This window comes from Psychrobacter sp. JCM 18900 (assembly GCF_904846625.1).
GTDB lineage: Bacteria > Pseudomonadota > Gammaproteobacteria > Pseudomonadales > Moraxellaceae > Psychrobacter.
In genome coordinates this window covers 1-16,942 of sequence record NZ_CAJHBL010000006.1, presented here as the reverse complement: position 1 = coordinate 16,942, position 16,942 = coordinate 1, and the positions used below count along the sequence as shown (strand labels likewise).

Annotated in this window: 14 protein-coding genes; 8 read left to right on the top strand and 6 right to left on the bottom strand. The window is 43.7% G+C overall.

Annotated features, from left to right (window positions below; genetic code table 11):
* Positions 1-125: 125 nt before the first annotated feature.
* From lnt to JMX96_RS11360, 4 genes are all read left to right on the top strand, one after another.
* Positions 126-1,700 (top strand): apolipoprotein N-acyltransferase, encoded by a 1,575-nt coding sequence (gene lnt / locus JMX96_RS11375; protein ID WP_201569148.1) that lies wholly within the window; start codon positions 126-128, stop codon positions 1,698-1,700.
* A 192-nt stretch (positions 1,701-1,892) separates the two neighbouring features.
* Positions 1,893-2,351: a hypothetical protein gene (locus JMX96_RS11370; protein ID WP_201569146.1), complete on the top strand. Its 459-nt coding sequence runs from the start codon at positions 1,893-1,895 to the stop codon at positions 2,349-2,351.
* Positions 2,352-2,650: 299 nt separating this feature from the next.
* Positions 2,651-4,219 carry a peptide MFS transporter gene (locus JMX96_RS11365; RefSeq protein ID WP_201569144.1) on the top strand — a complete coding sequence of 523 codons (1,569 nt, stop codon included), beginning with the start codon at positions 2,651-2,653 and terminating at the stop codon, positions 4,217-4,219.
* Positions 4,220-4,630: 411 nt separating this feature from the next.
* Positions 4,631-6,448, top strand: a complete 1,818-nt coding sequence (locus JMX96_RS11360) for an aminopeptidase P family protein (protein ID WP_201569142.1) — start codon at positions 4,631-4,633, stop codon at positions 6,446-6,448.
* 137 nt (positions 6,449-6,585) lie between these two features.
* On the opposite strand, the gene JMX96_RS11355 is transcribed toward JMX96_RS11360, so the two are convergent.
* The 3 genes from JMX96_RS11355 to JMX96_RS11345 form a co-directional block, all read right to left on the bottom strand.
* Positions 6,586-7,431 carry a hypothetical protein gene (locus JMX96_RS11355; RefSeq protein WP_201569140.1) on the bottom strand — a complete coding sequence of 282 codons (846 nt, stop codon included), beginning with the start codon at positions 7,429-7,431 and terminating at the stop codon, positions 6,586-6,588.
* A 130-nt stretch (positions 7,432-7,561) separates the two neighbouring features.
* The gene (gene fabF / locus JMX96_RS11350) at positions 7,562-8,896 is read right to left on the bottom strand and encodes a beta-ketoacyl-ACP synthase II (RefSeq protein WP_201569344.1); all 1,335 of its coding nucleotides are present in this window, start codon (positions 8,894-8,896) and stop codon (positions 7,562-7,564) included.
* 153 nt (positions 8,897-9,049) lie between these two features.
* Positions 9,050-10,408, bottom strand: coding sequence for an anhydro-N-acetylmuramic acid kinase (locus JMX96_RS11345; protein WP_201569138.1), 1,359 nt, complete (start codon positions 10,406-10,408; stop codon positions 9,050-9,052).
* 143 nt (positions 10,409-10,551) lie between these two features.
* Between JMX96_RS11345 and tyrS the strand changes: the two genes are divergently transcribed.
* The gene (tyrS, locus tag JMX96_RS11340; protein WP_201569136.1) at positions 10,552-11,763 is read left to right on the top strand and encodes a tyrosine--tRNA ligase; all 1,212 of its coding nucleotides are present in this window, start codon (positions 10,552-10,554) and stop codon (positions 11,761-11,763) included.
* A gap of 98 nt (positions 11,764-11,861) precedes the next feature.
* On the top strand, positions 11,862-12,089 hold the full coding sequence (locus JMX96_RS11335) for a DUF1653 domain-containing protein (RefSeq protein WP_201569135.1): 228 nt from the start codon (positions 11,862-11,864) through the stop codon (positions 12,087-12,089).
* Between the two features lie 87 nt (positions 12,090-12,176).
* Here JMX96_RS11335 and JMX96_RS11330 read toward each other — a convergent pair whose 3' ends face one another.
* The gene (locus JMX96_RS11330) at positions 12,177-13,145 is read right to left on the bottom strand and encodes an alpha/beta fold hydrolase (protein WP_201569133.1); all 969 of its coding nucleotides are present in this window, start codon (positions 13,143-13,145) and stop codon (positions 12,177-12,179) included.
* 223 nt (positions 13,146-13,368) lie between these two features.
* On the opposite strand from JMX96_RS11330, the gene JMX96_RS11325 reads away from it, so the two are divergent.
* Positions 13,369-14,025 (top strand): hypothetical protein, encoded by a 657-nt coding sequence (locus JMX96_RS11325; protein ID WP_201569131.1) that lies wholly within the window; start codon positions 13,369-13,371, stop codon positions 14,023-14,025.
* A 69-nt stretch (positions 14,026-14,094) separates the two neighbouring features.
* Here JMX96_RS11325 and JMX96_RS11320 read toward each other — a convergent pair whose 3' ends face one another.
* Positions 14,095-14,844: an SDR family NAD(P)-dependent oxidoreductase gene (locus tag JMX96_RS11320; protein WP_201569129.1), complete on the bottom strand. Its 750-nt coding sequence runs from the start codon at positions 14,842-14,844 to the stop codon at positions 14,095-14,097.
* 73 nt (positions 14,845-14,917) lie between these two features.
* Complete coding sequence (gene upp, locus JMX96_RS11315) at positions 14,918-15,577, bottom strand: uracil phosphoribosyltransferase (RefSeq protein ID WP_057761878.1); 660 nt, start codon at positions 15,575-15,577, stop codon at positions 14,918-14,920.
* Between the two features lie 481 nt (positions 15,578-16,058).
* Here upp and JMX96_RS11310 point away from each other — a divergent pair, with 481 nt between their 5' ends.
* Positions 16,059-16,625: a DNA glycosylase gene (locus JMX96_RS11310; RefSeq protein ID WP_413786745.1), complete on the top strand. Its 567-nt coding sequence runs from the start codon at positions 16,059-16,061 to the stop codon at positions 16,623-16,625.
* The last annotated feature ends 317 nt before the right edge of the window (positions 16,626-16,942 follow it).

The following is a 16,942-nucleotide window of genomic DNA, read 5'->3' as shown; positions in this document are numbered from 1 at the left end:
GACTGGTATCATGGGTGGGTTTTATTTGTGGCCCTGCATAAAGCATTATGCAGTCAGGTTTTGCATGAGTATTATCTCATAGCTTAGCTGAGAAATTTTAGTAAATATGGTTTTGGATAACTGCTATGCGTCTGTCTACTGTTGATTTGCAAAAACGTCTGAACCCCGATAAGCCAAAAGGTTTACATATGGGATTGACGGTACTAATAGCTTGGCTGGCAGGGGCAGCTTTTATACTCGCGCTCGCGCCTTATGGCATTTGGCCAGTTGCCTTGGTATCGCCTGCTATTTTGTACGCGTTATTGGTGCCAGCGATGACAGGTCGCCGCGCCTTTCTAATTGGTCAGGCCTACGGTACAGGGCTGTGGTGTGTTGGCGCGTTTTGGCTATATACCTCGATACACGTTTATGGTGATACGCCCGCATGGCTTGCGCTGATTATGATTGCGCTCATGGGTCTGGGCATGGGATTGTTCCATGGCTTTTTGGCGCTAATCTTTAATCGTGTGGTTGGCAAGCAGCCGTTATCTTTTGCTGCCTTATGGATACTTCAAGAGTGGATGAAAACGTGGTTGTTTACTGGTTTTCCTTGGCTATTTGTCGGTTACGCGTTTACTGAGCAGTATTGGCTGTCGTCGCTCGCGCCTGTGGCTGGCGTCTTTGCGGTTTCTTTTGTAGCGGTATTATTGGCTGCCAGTATCGTTGAGCTATTGCGTCGCCGCGGTGGCTATATGGTTCCATCGATAGCATTGTTAATCATTAGTAGCGCGCTATGGTTGATCAATCCGCAATGGACCAAACCAAAAGGCACTCCTGATTTATCAGTATCTTTGATTCAGGGTAATATCCCGCAAGACCTAAAATGGCTCACCGAATATCAGATTGAGACGCTAAAAATCTATGCAACGTTGACCCGTGACGAGTGGGGACGTGACATCGTGCTGTGGCCTGAATCGTCGATTCCTATGTTTCAGACAGAAGCTGTTGGTTTTATCAGTGAAATGGTCGCGATGGCCAAAGAGACTGACACGACATGGGTGACTGGTATTCCTTATAAGGATGAAGCAGCGTTTGATGCCAGTACAGATAAATATCCGCCATTTTATAATAGCGTGGTAGCGCTAGGGGCACAGGCAGAGGGGCTGTATAAAAAGCAACGTCTGGTGCCATTTGGGGAGTATATTCCATTCCAAGGCGTGCTCGATATTTTGCCTAATCTGGCAGGTAGTCAAGACATTATGAGCTATAGTCGCGGCAGTGATCAGCAGTCACCGCTACGTGTGCGAGGGCATAATTTAGGCGCAGCCATCTGTTACGAAGTGGCTTATCCAGATACCACGCGCAAAAATGCCATTGGCACGGATTTCTTATTAACCATCTCAAACGATGCTTGGTTTGGTACGTCAGCAGGCCCACTACAGCATCTACAGATGGTACAAATGCGCGCGTTAGAAAACGGTCGCTGGTTTATGCGTGCGACCAATACAGGTGTGACAGCTATCATTGACCACAAAGGTCGTATCGTAGAGCGTGCACCGCAGTTTGAACGTACTGTATTGCGTGGTGATATTCAGGCGCGAGTTGGTAATACGCCATTTATGCGCTTTGGTCAATATCCTATTTTGTTTATCATGGCACTGCTGCTGATACTCAGCTATTTGGGTAAACGTCCGAAGACTCCAGTACGTTTGGTTAAGTAGTATTATTAAGTAAGATGCGTTGATATCGAATAATAGATAACTGATTAAGTAGTTGGCTGACATAAGTGCCAAAAATGGATATTTAAATTGTGAATAATAAACCCTTTAAATACTTAAGGGTTTTCACAAATCAGTATAAATTGCGATATAATAGGTCAATATTTCAAATATTTTGTGCAAGGTGGATAAGGTATGTCAGAAGGTATCGTTAATAACAATCCAAAAAAAGAGCTGTTATTCGCTTTAGGTGGCATTGCCATGTTCTTAGGTATTGTCTTACTTATTGGTGTTTCTGCATTTTTGCGTCCAGCAGGCGAGCATATCACTGCTGAGACAACCGAAGCATCAGCTGCGGCAGATGAAGCAGAAGCTACTGCTACTGAAGAAGAAGCGGCTCCAGCCGATGCAGAAGCTGCAACAACAGAAGAAGCGTCAGATGCTACAGCGTCTGATACTGCAGCAGATGCAACCGTAACACCAGCGGCAGATGCAGATAGTGCAGTTGTCACCGCAGAAGCTGGTACAGCAACGGCCTCTGGTACTGTAAGCCAAGCCGCTGTAGCCGATGCTGATTTGACAGCTGAGCAAGCGGATGGTGACTTAGATGCTGGGAATGCTAGCGACGCTACTGATGAGGCCGCAGCACAGTAAGCTGTAGTATGATTATATAAATGATTTAAAATAGTGCCACTCGATTGTTAAATGAGCTGCATTATGAAGTCTGTATCAACAGTGCTATAAGCATAATATTACTGTCTTAGATACCTATAAAAAGAGTCCGTTCTCAACCATTGAGAGCGGGCTTTTTTTATGGGTATTTGTGTAATTTTTGACCAATTTTTTCTTTACTTGATTATAGCCAAGTGAAACAATGTTCCGCCTATATGACCGTCCATCTGGATAATCAGGGGTTTGGTCATTACAAATATGATCTTTAAAGGAATAAAGTTATGGGCACAGAAACAAAATCGGGGGCTAGTGCAGCAGAGCTAGAAGCACTAGACAATGGCTTTATGGGACATCCTGCGCCCTTACGCTCATTGTTTTTTACCGAAATGTGGGAGCGATTCTCCTATTATAGTATCCGTCCACTATTAGTTCTATTTATGGTGGCAACAGTGAGCAGTGGCGGTTTTGGCTTCGATGAAGTCACCGCTTCTGCTATTTATGGTATTTTTGCGGGTTCGTTATACTTAGCAGCAGTACCAGGTGGTTGGTTAGCAGATAACTGGTTAGGTCAAGAGCGTGCGTTATGGTGGGGCAGTATTATTATTGCCCTTGGTCACTTGTGTATCGCGCTTTCAGCGATGTTTGGTATGACGCTGTTCTTCGTTGGTTTAATCTGTATTGTCTTGGGCTCAGGGTTATTTAAGACCTGTATCTCAGTAATGGTTGGTGCTTTGTACCCCAAAGGCGACTCTCGCCGTGATGGCGGTTTTACCTTGTTTTATATGGGTATAAACATCGGTGCGTTACTAGCGGCACTTATCGTCGGCGTATTCAAAGAAAAAGGCATGTGGCATGTCGGCTTTGGCGTTGGCGGATTGGGTATGCTGGTCTCATTACTAATCTATCGTTTTTTCGCGCAAAAAAAATTAACGCGTTATGCACGTGCCAAAGGTATTTCTGCTGAGTGGGAAAAATCTAACGACCATTACAAAAACATCGGTCGCTGGGTTGGTGGTTTTGTCGCCTTGCTAGTAGCCGCAGTGCTATTAGTGTCTACCGGCATGATATCGTTCAATCCTGAGATGGTTGCAGAGTATATGACGTATATCATTGCTGCGGTGGTTATCTTGTATTTCGCTATTATGTTTATCTCACCGCGATTGGATAAGACGGACAAATTACGCTTGTTAATTTGCTTTGTCTTAATCATTGGCTCGACGCTATTTTGGTCAAGTTTTGAGCAGCAGCCAACGTCTTTTAACTTATTTGCCGATCGTTATACTGATCTGAATGTTCTAGGGTTTGAGATACCAAGTATTTGGTTCCAGTCATTGAACCCACTATTTATTTTAATATTGGCACCTATCATTAGCATCATCTGGGTCAAGCTTGGTAACCGAGGACTTGAGCCGAGCAGTATGGCTAAGTTTGCACTGGGTATGCTACTCGCAGCGGCAGGTTTTGCATTGATGATTTTTGCTTCAAAAAGCATCTTAGTGCCTGGTGCTGGCTTGGCATCGCCACTATGGTTGGTAGGCAGTCTCTTGCTATTAACGTTGGGTGAGTTAGCACTAAGTCCCGTTGGTTTGTCTGCAATGACAAAGTTGGCGCCAAAGGGTATGCAAGGCCAAATGATGGGGCTGTTCTTCGCTTCTATCGCTATGGGTAACTTGGTTGCCGCTTTCTTTGGTGGGCATGTATCAGCTGACAAAATCGAAGGCTTACCAGGTCTGTTCACAACCATGACCATTTTCTTGGTAGTTACCGCTGTACTATTATTGATACTAGCAAAACCTATCAATAAAATGCTTAAAGAAAGCGAGCGTGAAAAACAACTGGCCAAGCAATAAGATAGTCTGATGTACATTTGTGATTAACAACAGCACAAGTGACATATGATGAGACGTGTTACCATTACTGGTAGCACGTTTTACTGTTTTAGTTAGTGAGATATTTGGCATAAGCCATTGAAAGCTTATTATCTGCCCAAACATCTAATGATAGCTCACCGTAAATATCCGTGAGGCAATATTAATCTCAATTTTTTATTATTAATAAGCAGAAGTAATTACCCAAACAAACATAATTAGATAGCTAAATAAGTAGACAGTTTGCTTGCTTGAATAATTGCTATCAATGATAAATATCTTATTAAAACTAAAGCGGTATCAAGAACTAAAACAAGACGACTATTAGAACAAGACGATTGTAAATAATCGCGCCATCATCATATTTTTATAACTTCTATAAGGACACATTCAATGAATAAACAAGCCATTCACGAACGTATTGCTAACTTACGTAGCACCTTAGCCGCGCAAGATCTCACCGCAATCATCGTACCCTCTGCTGATCCCCATTTATCTGAATATCTACCAGAGTACTGGCAAGCACGCTTATGGCTGTCAGGATTTACCGGTTCTGTCGGTACGCTGGTCGTGACTGCTGATTTTGCAGGTCTATGGACGGATAGCCGTTATTGGGTACATGCTGCCGACCAGTTAGAAGGCACAGGTATTACTTTAGAAAAGCTTGCGCCAGGTCAGCCAAATCATATCGATTGGCTAGCCGAGCATTTGCATGAAGGGGATAGCGTAGCAGTAGACGGCAACGTACTATCTATCGCCGAGCAAGATCGCTTGTTAAATGCTTTTGATGCCAATGACATTACTTTGATTACTGAGCGTGATGTGTTGACAGAGATTTGGACAGATCGCCCAGCACTACCAGCGGCCAAACTATATGCGCATGATGAGCAGTTCCTTGCTCAGTCTGCCACCTCAAAACTTGCTGATGTGCGTGCAGGTATGGTAGAAGCAGGTGCGACACATCATTTACTCTCAAGTCTAGACGATATCGCTTGGTTGACGAACTTGCGCGGTGCTGATGTTGATTATAATCCGGTATTCTTGTCACATATGTTGATTGACGCAGACAAAGCAACGCTGTTTGTTGATACTGATAAAGTAAGCAAAGATATTGCACAGAGTCTAAAAGACAGTGGTATCACATTGGCTGACTATTCTGCTGTGCAAGATGCATTGAATGCATTAACACCAGACGATTTACTACTGTTAGATCCGAGCAAAGTCGCAGTAGGTACACTCTCAAAAATGGCAGATGATGTTGGCTTTATTGAGCAAATGGCGCCTAGCACATTACTCAAATCTGTAAAGTCAGATGCAGATATCGATCATGTGCGTGAAGCGATGCGTCAAGATGGCGCTGCTTTGGCTGAGTTTTTTGCGACATTTGAGCAGCGTCTAGCAAACGGCGAGCGTCTAAGCGAACTAGATGTTGATAGCATGCTGATAGACGTGCGCAGTCGTCAGCCGCATTATGTCTCGCCAAGCTTCCCAACAATTGCAGGCTTTAATGAAAATGGCGCATTGCCACATTACCGTGCGACACCAGAAAAATTCAGCTACCTTGATGTGACCGAGGGCGAAGGCGGATTGCTACTGATTGACTCAGGCGCACAATATCAAAACGGTACGACTGATATCACCCGCGTAGTTGGTATTGGACAAGTCACTGCTGAGCATAAACGCGACTTTACGATTGTGCTAAAAGCCCACATTGCGCTGGCTCGTGCCCATTTCCCTGATGGTATCGCCTCACCGTTGATCGATGCTATTTGCCGTGCGCCATTGTGGCAAGCACAGATGGACTATGGTCATGGTACGGGTCACGGTGTTGGGTATTTCTTGAATGTACACGAAGGCCCACAAGTCATCGCCTATAGCGCAAGCACACCAAAAGAGCGCGCGATGAAAGAAGGTATGATTTCTAGTAATGAGCCAGGTCTATACCGCGAAGGTAAATGGGGTATTCGTATCGAGAACTTGGTAGTAAATACGCCAGTTGCTAAGCCTACTGAGACAGATTTTGGTGGTTTCTTGAACTTTGAGACCATCACTTACTGCCCAATCGATACGCGTCTGATTGAGCCATCGTTGTTGGACCAAACCGAGATTGATTGGTTAAATGACTATCATAGCCAAGTCTTCGCAGAGCTAAAAGATCGTGTCGAAGGTGCAGCGCTTGAGTGGTTGACTGAACGTACCAAAGCCATTTAATACTAAGCTCAAAACATTAACTAAAAGCACTAAAAAGCCCCGTAAATAATTTACGGGGCTTTTTAGTGTTCGTGATTTAGTACTTGCTACTGAGCGGCTGTTCTAACTGTAAATTTAACACTGAGAAATAATCACTGTTAGTGGATGCTTTTCTTAGCAGCTTCATTATTAGTAGTTAAGTCACTTTGTTCGCTAAAGTGTTGAGTGACCTCAGCACGTAGCCAAGACTTTAGATTTTCAGACATCAGCATCATTTGCTCACTGAGATAGTCATCGACCTGTGTTTCTAGCTCGCGGATTAGCTGTTGATGTGTTGCATCAAGCTTCGCGTCTTTTAAGGCCAAATTAATCGCTGCACTGGCTTTATTACTAATATCTTTAATGTGGTTATCGCTAAGCGTATGTGCCTGTTCGCTAATGGTTTTGTGATCAGCATTTTTACTATCGCTAGTATTGCCTTCAGTATTTACGACTTCTAATGCCGCTTTTTCAGTCTTTGCACTAGAAGTATCAGTAACAAAATCGTCAGTAACGGCGCTATCTGTCACGACTTTATCTGTGTTTACTTTAGCTACGTCGGTAGCAGCCAGTTCTTTGTCATTGTCTGCCTCTAACGCTGACTGCTCATTTTTCTCTTGTTCTTTTTGAGTCGATTCTGCCTTGCGCGTGGCTTCTTCTGCTTCTTTTTTCTTCTGATCTTCTTCTAGCTTTTGTTTTGCAGCGGCCGCGTCTTCTTGCTCTTGTTTGTCTGTGATCGCTTTCGCAATGGCTTGCTCTGCATTGTAGTTGTCGTATAGCTCGTCTACATGCGCATCTAAATCATGAGTATTAAAAGTGAAGTCTTCAAATGAGGTGTCAGATTGCAGCAGGGTAGTGATGTCTTTTAGTTCTTGGGTAATCGCTGCGCGTACTGGCTCAGGTGCACACGTCCAGCGTTGATAAAACTGATGGGAAAATGAGTAGCTTGACATAGTATCTTCCATAAATGTTCCAAAAATTACCCCTTATCATACGCAAGTACGATAAGGGGCTGCAAGTGGACAAACGTAGCAAATCTGACACCAACGTTACAACGCACTCATTACCATGCGCTGCGATGTAGATGGGTAGCTATTATTGATTGACAGGCCAGCGAGCAAATACCAATGAGCCATTGGTACCACCAAAGCCAAAGCTGTTGGATACTGCATACTGCAGGTTATCAACTTTGCGTGATTGATTAGCCACATAATCAAGATTACAGTCGTCCTCGACATCGTCTAGATTGATCGTAGGTGGCACATGCTGATGCTGTAGCGCTAGTACTGTAAAGATGGCTTCAACTCCGCCAGCGGCACCAAGTAAGTGACCGGTCATCGATTTGGTTGAGCTAACTAAGATGCTGTCTTTTACAGGAGAGAATACAGTTTCGATAGCAATAGACTCAGCCACATCACCAGCAGGGGTACTGGTACCATGAGCGTTGACATAACCGACGCTTGATGACTCGATACCAGCATCGTTTAGTGCATTTTGCATCGCTCTTGCCGCACCGCTACCGTCTTCTGGTGGGGCAGTAATATGACTGGCATCATCACTCATACCGAAACCGACTAACTCTGCCAATATCGTTGCACCGCGCGCTTTGGCATGGGCAAGGCTTTCTAATACCACCACACCAGCACCATCACCAAGGACAAACCCGTCACGACCTTTATCAAATGGACGTGAAGCTTTGGTTGGCTCGTCATTGCGGGTAGAGAGTGCATGCATAGCACTAAAGCCAGCTATACCAAGTGGGCTAGAACCTTTTTCACTACCGCCGGCCAACATGACATCAGCATCACCATAAGCAATCAAACGAGCAGCAAGACCCATAGCATGAGTCGCCGTGGTACAAGCCGTCGATGTCGCAAGGTTTGGGCCTTTTAACTTATGCTTAATCGCTACTAGTCCAGCGGCCATATTGACGATAGAGCCTGGGATAATAAAAGGTGAGACTTTGCCTGCGCCTTTTTCGTGTAAGGTATCACGGCTGTTTTCAATCGTTTGAATACCGCCAATACCTGAACCTAAAATAATACCAAAGCGATCTTGGTCGACGCCTTGCACAGGCGCATCAGCAGCACTGACTTCATCGATAAAACCAGCGTGTTTTAGGGCCATGGCAGAAGCGGCAACCCCATAATGCATGAACTCATCATAGCGACGCGCATCTTTAGCATTCATATATTGCTTGGCATCAAAATCTTTGATCACGCCTGCGATTTGCGCACGGTAGCCTGTGGCATCGAAATGCGTAATCGGTGAGATACCACTCTCGCCATTGAGCAACTTGGTCCATGAGCTATCGACGTCTAGACCGAGCGGCGTAATGGCGCCCATACCTGTGACTACCACACGCGTATCATCAGAACGCTCGTAGTGAGGTGGTTTTTGACGTGATTTATGTACAGGTGCTGCAGTCATATTATTTGTGTCATCAGTGGTGGCTTGGTCGATAGGTGAACTACTATTCTGGCTCATGCGATATATCCTATACTTACAGGTCCTAAGAGGATGGCGTTTCAAAAGTCATTATAAAACACATAGGTGCACGTATGTAAACTAAAATTTAACTGGTCAGGCAAAACATACTTGACCCAATACCACGCCTTTATTTGCACCGGTTACCGCTGGTAAATTACCAGTTTCACCCATCAATGTTTGTCTGGCCAACCATGCAAAAGCAACGGCCTCGACCCACGTTGGCGCAAGCCCTAAATGTTCAGTGGTTTTTACTGTGCAATGAGGTAGATGAGCTTGCAGGCGCGTCATTAAATAGCCATTCAATGCGCCGCCACCGCAAACATAAACCGAGCTGTTTTTTGCATGACTGATAAACGTATTGATTTGCGTACTGGCACTGGTAGCCGTTAGCTCAGTCAAGGTTGCTTGCACATCGGCTGCTGAATAACTGATGTTAGCATTGGCTTGCTCAAAAGCCTGTAGCTCATCTTGCAACCAAGTTAAATTAAAGTCCTCACGGCCTGTGCTTTTTGGATGAGATTGAGCAAAAAATGGATGTGCCAAAAGTTGCTGTAATAATGGTTCAATGAGAGTTCCAGACTGTGCCCAAGCGCCACCTGCATCATAAGCATTGTCAGTATGCAAAGATATCCACGCATCCAATAATAAGTTGGCAGGACCCGTATCGTAGCCAACAACTTGATCTTTTTCATTGGCTGGCAAGACCGTTATGTTCGCAATACCACCTAAGTTTAATAGCACACGGGTGCTATCGGAATTGGCAAATAATGCCTGATGAAATGCAGGTACTAAAGGCGCGCCTTGACCACCAACAGCCATATCACGACGTCGGAAATCATTGACCACGCTGATGCTTGTGCGCTCAGCGATGATATTGGCATCGACTAATTGCAACGTGAATCCCATTTGTGGGCGATGACGTACGGTCTGGCCATGACAGCCAATCGCTAGCACTGACTCAGGATCGGTATTTGATTGCTGCAATAAAGTATTGACCACCTCGCTCGCAAATTCCGCATATTCGCGACTTGCCCAGCCGAACCAATCCAATTCACTGTTTGGTTCATCAGCCTCTGGTACAAGTTGATTCACACCATTCGGCTGACACAATGCCAGTAGCACTTCACGCAGACGTGGCGGAAAGTCTTGGCTATAGGTCGCAAGCAGTCGCATCGGTGGTTGGGTGCCATCTTCGTTGTTCATCTCAGGATTAAACTGACAAAGGACAGCATCCATACCATCCAAACTGGTGCCAGACATCATGCCGATATATAAGCCATCATCAAAGCTTTCAAACACCGTTTGCTCAAGGGCATCAGTTAGGGTGGCATAGTTCGAATTATCAGAGGTCAAATCATCAATATCGTCTGAAGGGTTATCCAAACCATTATTCATAAGCAAGTCTGCGAGGGCATTATGGTCAGTATCAGCAATCGATGCGGGGTTGGTCATGGCAATTTACCTTAAAAAACGCTAGTATATCCGTCAAATTCTAGCATTTTTTCCAACCTTTTGAGGTTCTAAACTTCCTAAGGTGTTGAGCCAGTAACCGTCATTCATAAAAATCCCAATTAAAGTGATATATAGAGAGCATCATGACCAATCAAACTTACACCCTAGAAGAACAACTGGCCCTTATTCAGCGCGGTACGCAAGAGATATTATCTGAAGATGACTTAGTGGCTAAGCTAAAGCTCAATCGTCCACTACGTATCAAGGCTGGCTTTGATCCTACCGCACCAGATCTGCATTTGGGTCACACAGTATTGATTAATAAGCTTAAGCATTTTCAAGATTTGGGTCATGAGATTTATTTTCTAATCGGTGATTATACCGCCAAGATTGGTGACCCTTCTGGCAAAAACAGCACGCGTCCACCATTGACCGATGAGCAAATCAAAGCCAACGCAACCACTTATGCTGAGCAAGTATTTAAAATCTTGGACAAAGAAAAGACTCGCGTAGTCTTTAACTCTGAGTGGTTCAATGACATGAGCGCTGCTGACATGATTCAGCTTGCCAGTCAGCAAACCGTCTCGCGTATGCTTGAGCGTGATGACTTCTCTAAACGCTATGCATCACAAACGCCCATTTCAATCCATGAGTTTCTTTATCCTTTAGTACAAGGCTACGATTCTATTGCACTTAAAGCCGATGTTGAGCTTGGCGGTACAGATCAGACCTTTAACTTGCTAATGGGTCGCACATTGCAAGGACGCTACGGCCAAGAACCACAAGTTTGTATCACTGTGCCAATCTTAGAAGGGCTAGATGGTGTCAATAAAATGTCCAAATCACTGGGCAACTATGTCGCTATCTACGACGCACCAGGCACCATGTATCAAAAAATCCTGTCGATGCCGGACACGCTGATCCATCGTTACTTTGAGTTCTTAAGCTTTAAGCCAATGGAAGAAGTCGAAAGCTTGATGGCAGACATGGAAGGTGGCCGTAATCCACAAGAAATCAAACGTATCTTAGCCGAAGAATTGATCGAGCGTTTCCATGATGCCGATGCGGCTGCTAATGCGCATAAGTCAGCCGGTAACGTATTGGCCGATGGCGAGCTGCCAATCGATTTGCCAGAAATTATGTTGGATCTAGAAGGGCAAGATGCGTTATTTATCACTCAGATCCTAAACCAAGCTAAGCTCGCTAAAAACAACTCAGCTGCCAAAGACATGGTAAAACGTGGCGCGGTCAAAGTAGATGGCGAAGTCGTTGATGGTGGCTTTAGTCTAACCTCAGGTCAAACGGTCGTGATTCAAGCAGGTAAAAAGGCCTATGCAAAAGTGACTGTTGGTTAGATAATCTATAAAAATGATTAAGAGCGAGGTCGGCAGTCATTGTCGACCTTTTTTATGAAGCGATGATTAGTAGCCATTTTTAATAGTAGGAGTTTGCTATGACTAAAACCATCCCCCAAGGCATTTACCGCCACTATAAAGGCAGTTTGTATCAAGTATTGCATACAGCGCAGCATTCAGAAACCGAAGAGTCGCTAGTGGTATATCGCTGCTTATATGGTGAGTATGGCGTGTGGGTTCGTCCGCTTGCGATGTTCGCTGAAACAGTTACGGTTGATGGTAAAGAAATTCCACGATTTGAATTGATTCAGCGCTTAAATGATTAATACTTAGCCACTGATTTAGATTGAATTTAGCGTATAAAAAACGACCCGTTGAGGTCGTTTTTTTTGTGCATTATTAAAAACCCATCATTAAGCGTTCAGAAACTCTTTCAATACTTTATAAAATGCCACAGGTGCATCCATCGGTACAGCATGCCCTGATGTTGGCAAAATAATACTGTGTGCATTGGGCAGCAGAGTAGTCAAACGCTGTTGCCATTCTGCATTATATAACTGCGAGCGCGCACCAATCAGTAAGGTAGTCGGAATATTAACAGTGGGCAAAACATCGCGGTAATCGTAGGGCAGTGCAACATAAGCAGATAGGCAACGCAGTTTATGTTGCCAAGTCGCGTGTTCCATTAATGAGATTTTGTGTGGTGCCCGATAACTGAGTGCTTTTACCAATAATTGCGAAGGTTTTTTACTGACAGAGAGCAGAGAAAAAGAGCGTTCCATGTCTAATAAATTTACTTTTAATCGATAGGGCAGGTGACGGAAGTCAACCATTTGCTCGGCTTGTAGATAAGGGGCAGTGTCGGTAATTAACTGTGTAAATTGCGCAAACAATTCGGTTTGTCGTGTACCAAATACACCGCCACCTTGCCAGTCTGGCTGATTATGAATAATCGGTGCTTGGTCAATATTCAGATAGTGACTCACGTGCTGAGTGCCAAAGCGCTGAAAATACGCCCACATGACCAATGCCCCCATCGATATCGCGGCAACATGGAAAGCCTCAATGCCAGTTTCTTTGCTTACGTATTCAAATACATCTTGGGTGTCTTGTGCATATTGCTCAATAAAATCAAACGTTGGCAACGTTAGGTTACTGGCCAACCCAAACCCTCTAAAATGAGGCAAGTAAAAGCAGTAGTGCTGAATGAGCGGTAAAATAAATGGCAAAAATTGCCTCGCATCCATACCGAAAGCGTGCATTAATAGGACAGGTTTACCTTTGCCAATGACAGAGACGGGCAGCAGTGTTCCATCAGCTGTTTGGACAGTAATGGTCTTTAGCTGGTAGGGAGTAGGAAACGGTATGAGGTCTTTTTTCATAGAGTGATATATCTTTGATTCTTCAAGCTGTCTCGGTCAATTTAGTTAAGAAAGTATAGCGGTAGAATATACCACTACAAAATAGTTATACCGCGAATAAAAGACTGCTATATTAAAGCTGTCGCCTGACCATAGCATAGAATTTGGCTAAGGGTAAAAGTCAACAGTGATACTATACCAGTGCTATATAGGGGCTGAAAATGATTGTTGAGGATACAAGTGCATGAGTAGATCAACATTGCCATTACTCGATAGTAGCCTATATCCACAAGTATGGCAGCAGCAGACATTTACCAGTCCGCAAGCGCTTTTACTGTCAATGTTGTTTGCTACTTTGAGTAGGGATATCACAATTGATGCCAGTGCTTTTACCAAGCAGTTATTAGCAGACGATGTTTATCAGGAATGGATTAATACTACGGTGTTCGGGCGTTATTTACATCGTAACTTCACCGCGTTTTATCAGCAGACAGAAGACAGTTTTAACACAGATATGCCTGCATTGTTCCGACAAGAATTAGTACGGCATACGCAATATTTACCATTAGGTCAGATATTGTTTTTTGCAGGAGATATGCCCAAAAGTGTACGACAGACGAAGACGTTAACCACGACGGTGAATCCTGCAACGGCAATCATAAATGTTCAGAAGCTGAACATAAATAATTCAAGGTTAATTATTAATCAGATAACCATCACTGGTAAGCAGGTACTAGGATTTGCGATACGTCACAATAAACGTACTAGCGAACGTCTGCGTAACGAAGTGCTGATTTTGGACTTTCAGAATTTGCGTTTGGTCAATGAGCAAGCTATTGAAGACATAAAAAAAAGCAATATAGGTGACTCTATATTGCTTCGATCGTATGAGATACGCTAACAGGTTCGGTATTGATAAGTGATATATTGATAATCAACATTGATACTAAAACTAGCCGAGCAGTTAATATTAATCTTGCTTGGCAATCGTTAGCCCATTATAGGTCTGGGCGACTGGCATTACTTCTAGACGGTTGACATTAATATGAGCAGGTGATTCGATTAGCCATAACAAAATATCGCCGATATCTTCACCTGTCATGGTTTTAAAGCCATCATACACCTTGGCAGCTTTGTCATCGTCACCATGATAGCGCACGTTTGAAAACTCAGTGCCAGCAACGTTGCCAGGTTCAAGATTGGTCACACGCACTTGGGTACCAATCAGATCTGCTCGCAAGTTTAAGCTGAACTGTTTTACAAACGCTTTAGTTGCGCCGTAAACATTGCCACCGAAGTAAGGCCAGCTACCAGCAATCGAACCGACATTGATGACATAGCCACTGTCACGCTTAACCATCGCTGGCAAGACCGCATGGGTCAACGCCATCAAGCCTTTAATATTGGTATCAGTCATACGCATCCAGTCATCTAGACTGGCCTTGTGAGCAGGCTCTGTACCCAATGCCAATCCTGCATTATTGACCAAGACATCGATTTGTTTAAAATCATCAGGCAAGTCAGCAATAATTTGCGGAATAGAAGCCGTATCACTCACATCCATAACCACGGGCAAAAAAGCCTCACCTAAAGTCTCTGCCAAAGCATTCAGTTTATCAAGGCGTCTGGCGCAACCAATCACACGATGGCCGTTAGCAACCAAACGCTCTGCCAACGCTTTACCAAAACCCGCGCTCGCTCCTGTAATCAATACGTTCATGATCTGTCCTTATTGTTGATGCTGTCCGCTGTTTCCATAGTTTTGATGACGGCTTTATTTACTTTAATACAACTTATCTATTAGATAACTGCTTACCAAAAATCTTATCACCAGCATCGCCTAGACCTGGGATGATGTAACCGTGCTCATCCAAATGGCTGTCTAATGCAGCAGTATAGATAGTCACGTCAGGATGCGCTTCATTTACTAAGCGTACGCCTTCAGGTGCAGCCACCAATACCAAGGCTTTAATGTTAGTACAGCCATTTTTCTTTAGCATCTCGATGGTCGCAACCATTGAGCCGCCTGTGGCTAACATTGGATCAATGATCAGCGCAGGACGTTTGTCCATGTGGCTCACGAATTTTTCAAAGAAAGGGACTGGCTGCAACGTTTCTTCGTCACGTTGTAGACCGACCACAGAAATCTTAGCAGTAGGGATCAAGTCGAGCACCCCATCAAGCATGCCAATACCTGCGCGTAAAATCGGTACGATCGTCGCCGTCTTACCGATGATTTGCTCACCAGTGATTTCGCCACACCAGCCTTCCATTGGGAAAGTTTCAATTTCAAAGTCACGGCTTGCTTCATAAGCCATCAAGCGCGCAAGCTCTTTGGTCAATGTACGAAATTTATAAGTACTACAGTCTTTTTCGCGCATAAGGCTGAGTTTATGACGGACTAGTGGATGATCGATTACCGTAATTTTTAAATCGCTGTTTAAGTCACTCATAAGTACTCTCTTGGTTTCTTGTCTGATGCTTGCGCAGTTACTGCGGTTGCTATTAGTATAAAAGATACAAACACTTACCGCACTTTAACCATATCCTTAGCTTATAAATAGTAAAGTTAAATCCTTTACAATCAAGCTAATTAACTACTTTACGACAGTGCTCATTTAACGCAATGACAATATTTGCGTTCACAGCTGCCATCAAAGCCTAAGCAATTCAGGCTAAGTAAAATGATATCGCGCTATTTAAGTCAACTGATTGAATCAACTAAGTTTGACTATATAGCGTGATTATAAGTGAGGTAGTGTTTAGACTTGCTATGATACCAAAAAAACCGCTTTTCTGATGAAGAATATCATGACTATAAAAACACCAACCACTCAAAAAACCACTGATACTGAATCGAAATTGTCTAATGACAAAGCCACAGAGCTTGAAACTCATCCTTTTGAGCCTGTCTTACCGCCCAATGCCACGGTCATGATGATGGGTACTTTTCCACCGACTGCTGATAAATGGGCCATGAGCTTTCATTATCCCAATTTTTATAATGATATGTGGCGGATATATGGTCGAGTATTTTTTGATGATGCTGACTACTTTAGAGTAGGCGATGAAAAACGCTTTGACCCTGAACGCATTCGAGATTTTATGTTTGAACGTGGCATCGCTTCTTGCCCGACAGTAAAGCAAGCCATCCGTGAGACGGGTAATGCTTCAGATAAAAATTTAACGGTAGTCACACCTGTTGATCTAGATGTTATCTTGCCGCAAGTGCCAAAGGTAGAGACTTTGTTCACAACAGGAGGCAAGGCGACCGAAGTACTGCTCAATTTATTAAGCGAGCCAATTGCCAAATCAAAGCATCCAAAAACCAATCAGAGTATGGACTACCCTTATCAATGGCAGAGTACAGATAACCAGAAAGCTGATGTGAGTAATCTAACCCTATATAGGTTACCGTCGACTTCACGTGCTTATCCGCTATCGTTGGATAAGAAAGTCGCTGCGTATAAAGCATTTTTTGAAAAGATGGGTAAGTTATAAAATGGAAATAGAGAAATGGTTGCACTAATCGAAGGTAAAGCTCAAAGATAGTAAAAGGTATTTATCTAACAAAGCTAAGCGTTTTTGATGATAGAAAGTATAGTTAAAAGCACATCTATAGTCAGTCTCTAAACCTATTGAAATTAATTAAATCATAACCCGTTGAAAAAAATACAGATTTATTATTCTACTAAAATAACTTTAAAAACATTAATAAAACGGGTTGACACAAAAGTTAAACCGTCTATAATACGCACCTCATCAAGACGAGCTGGAAGTAGCTAGTGTGTAGATTACACATTAATAACCCAGTTAAC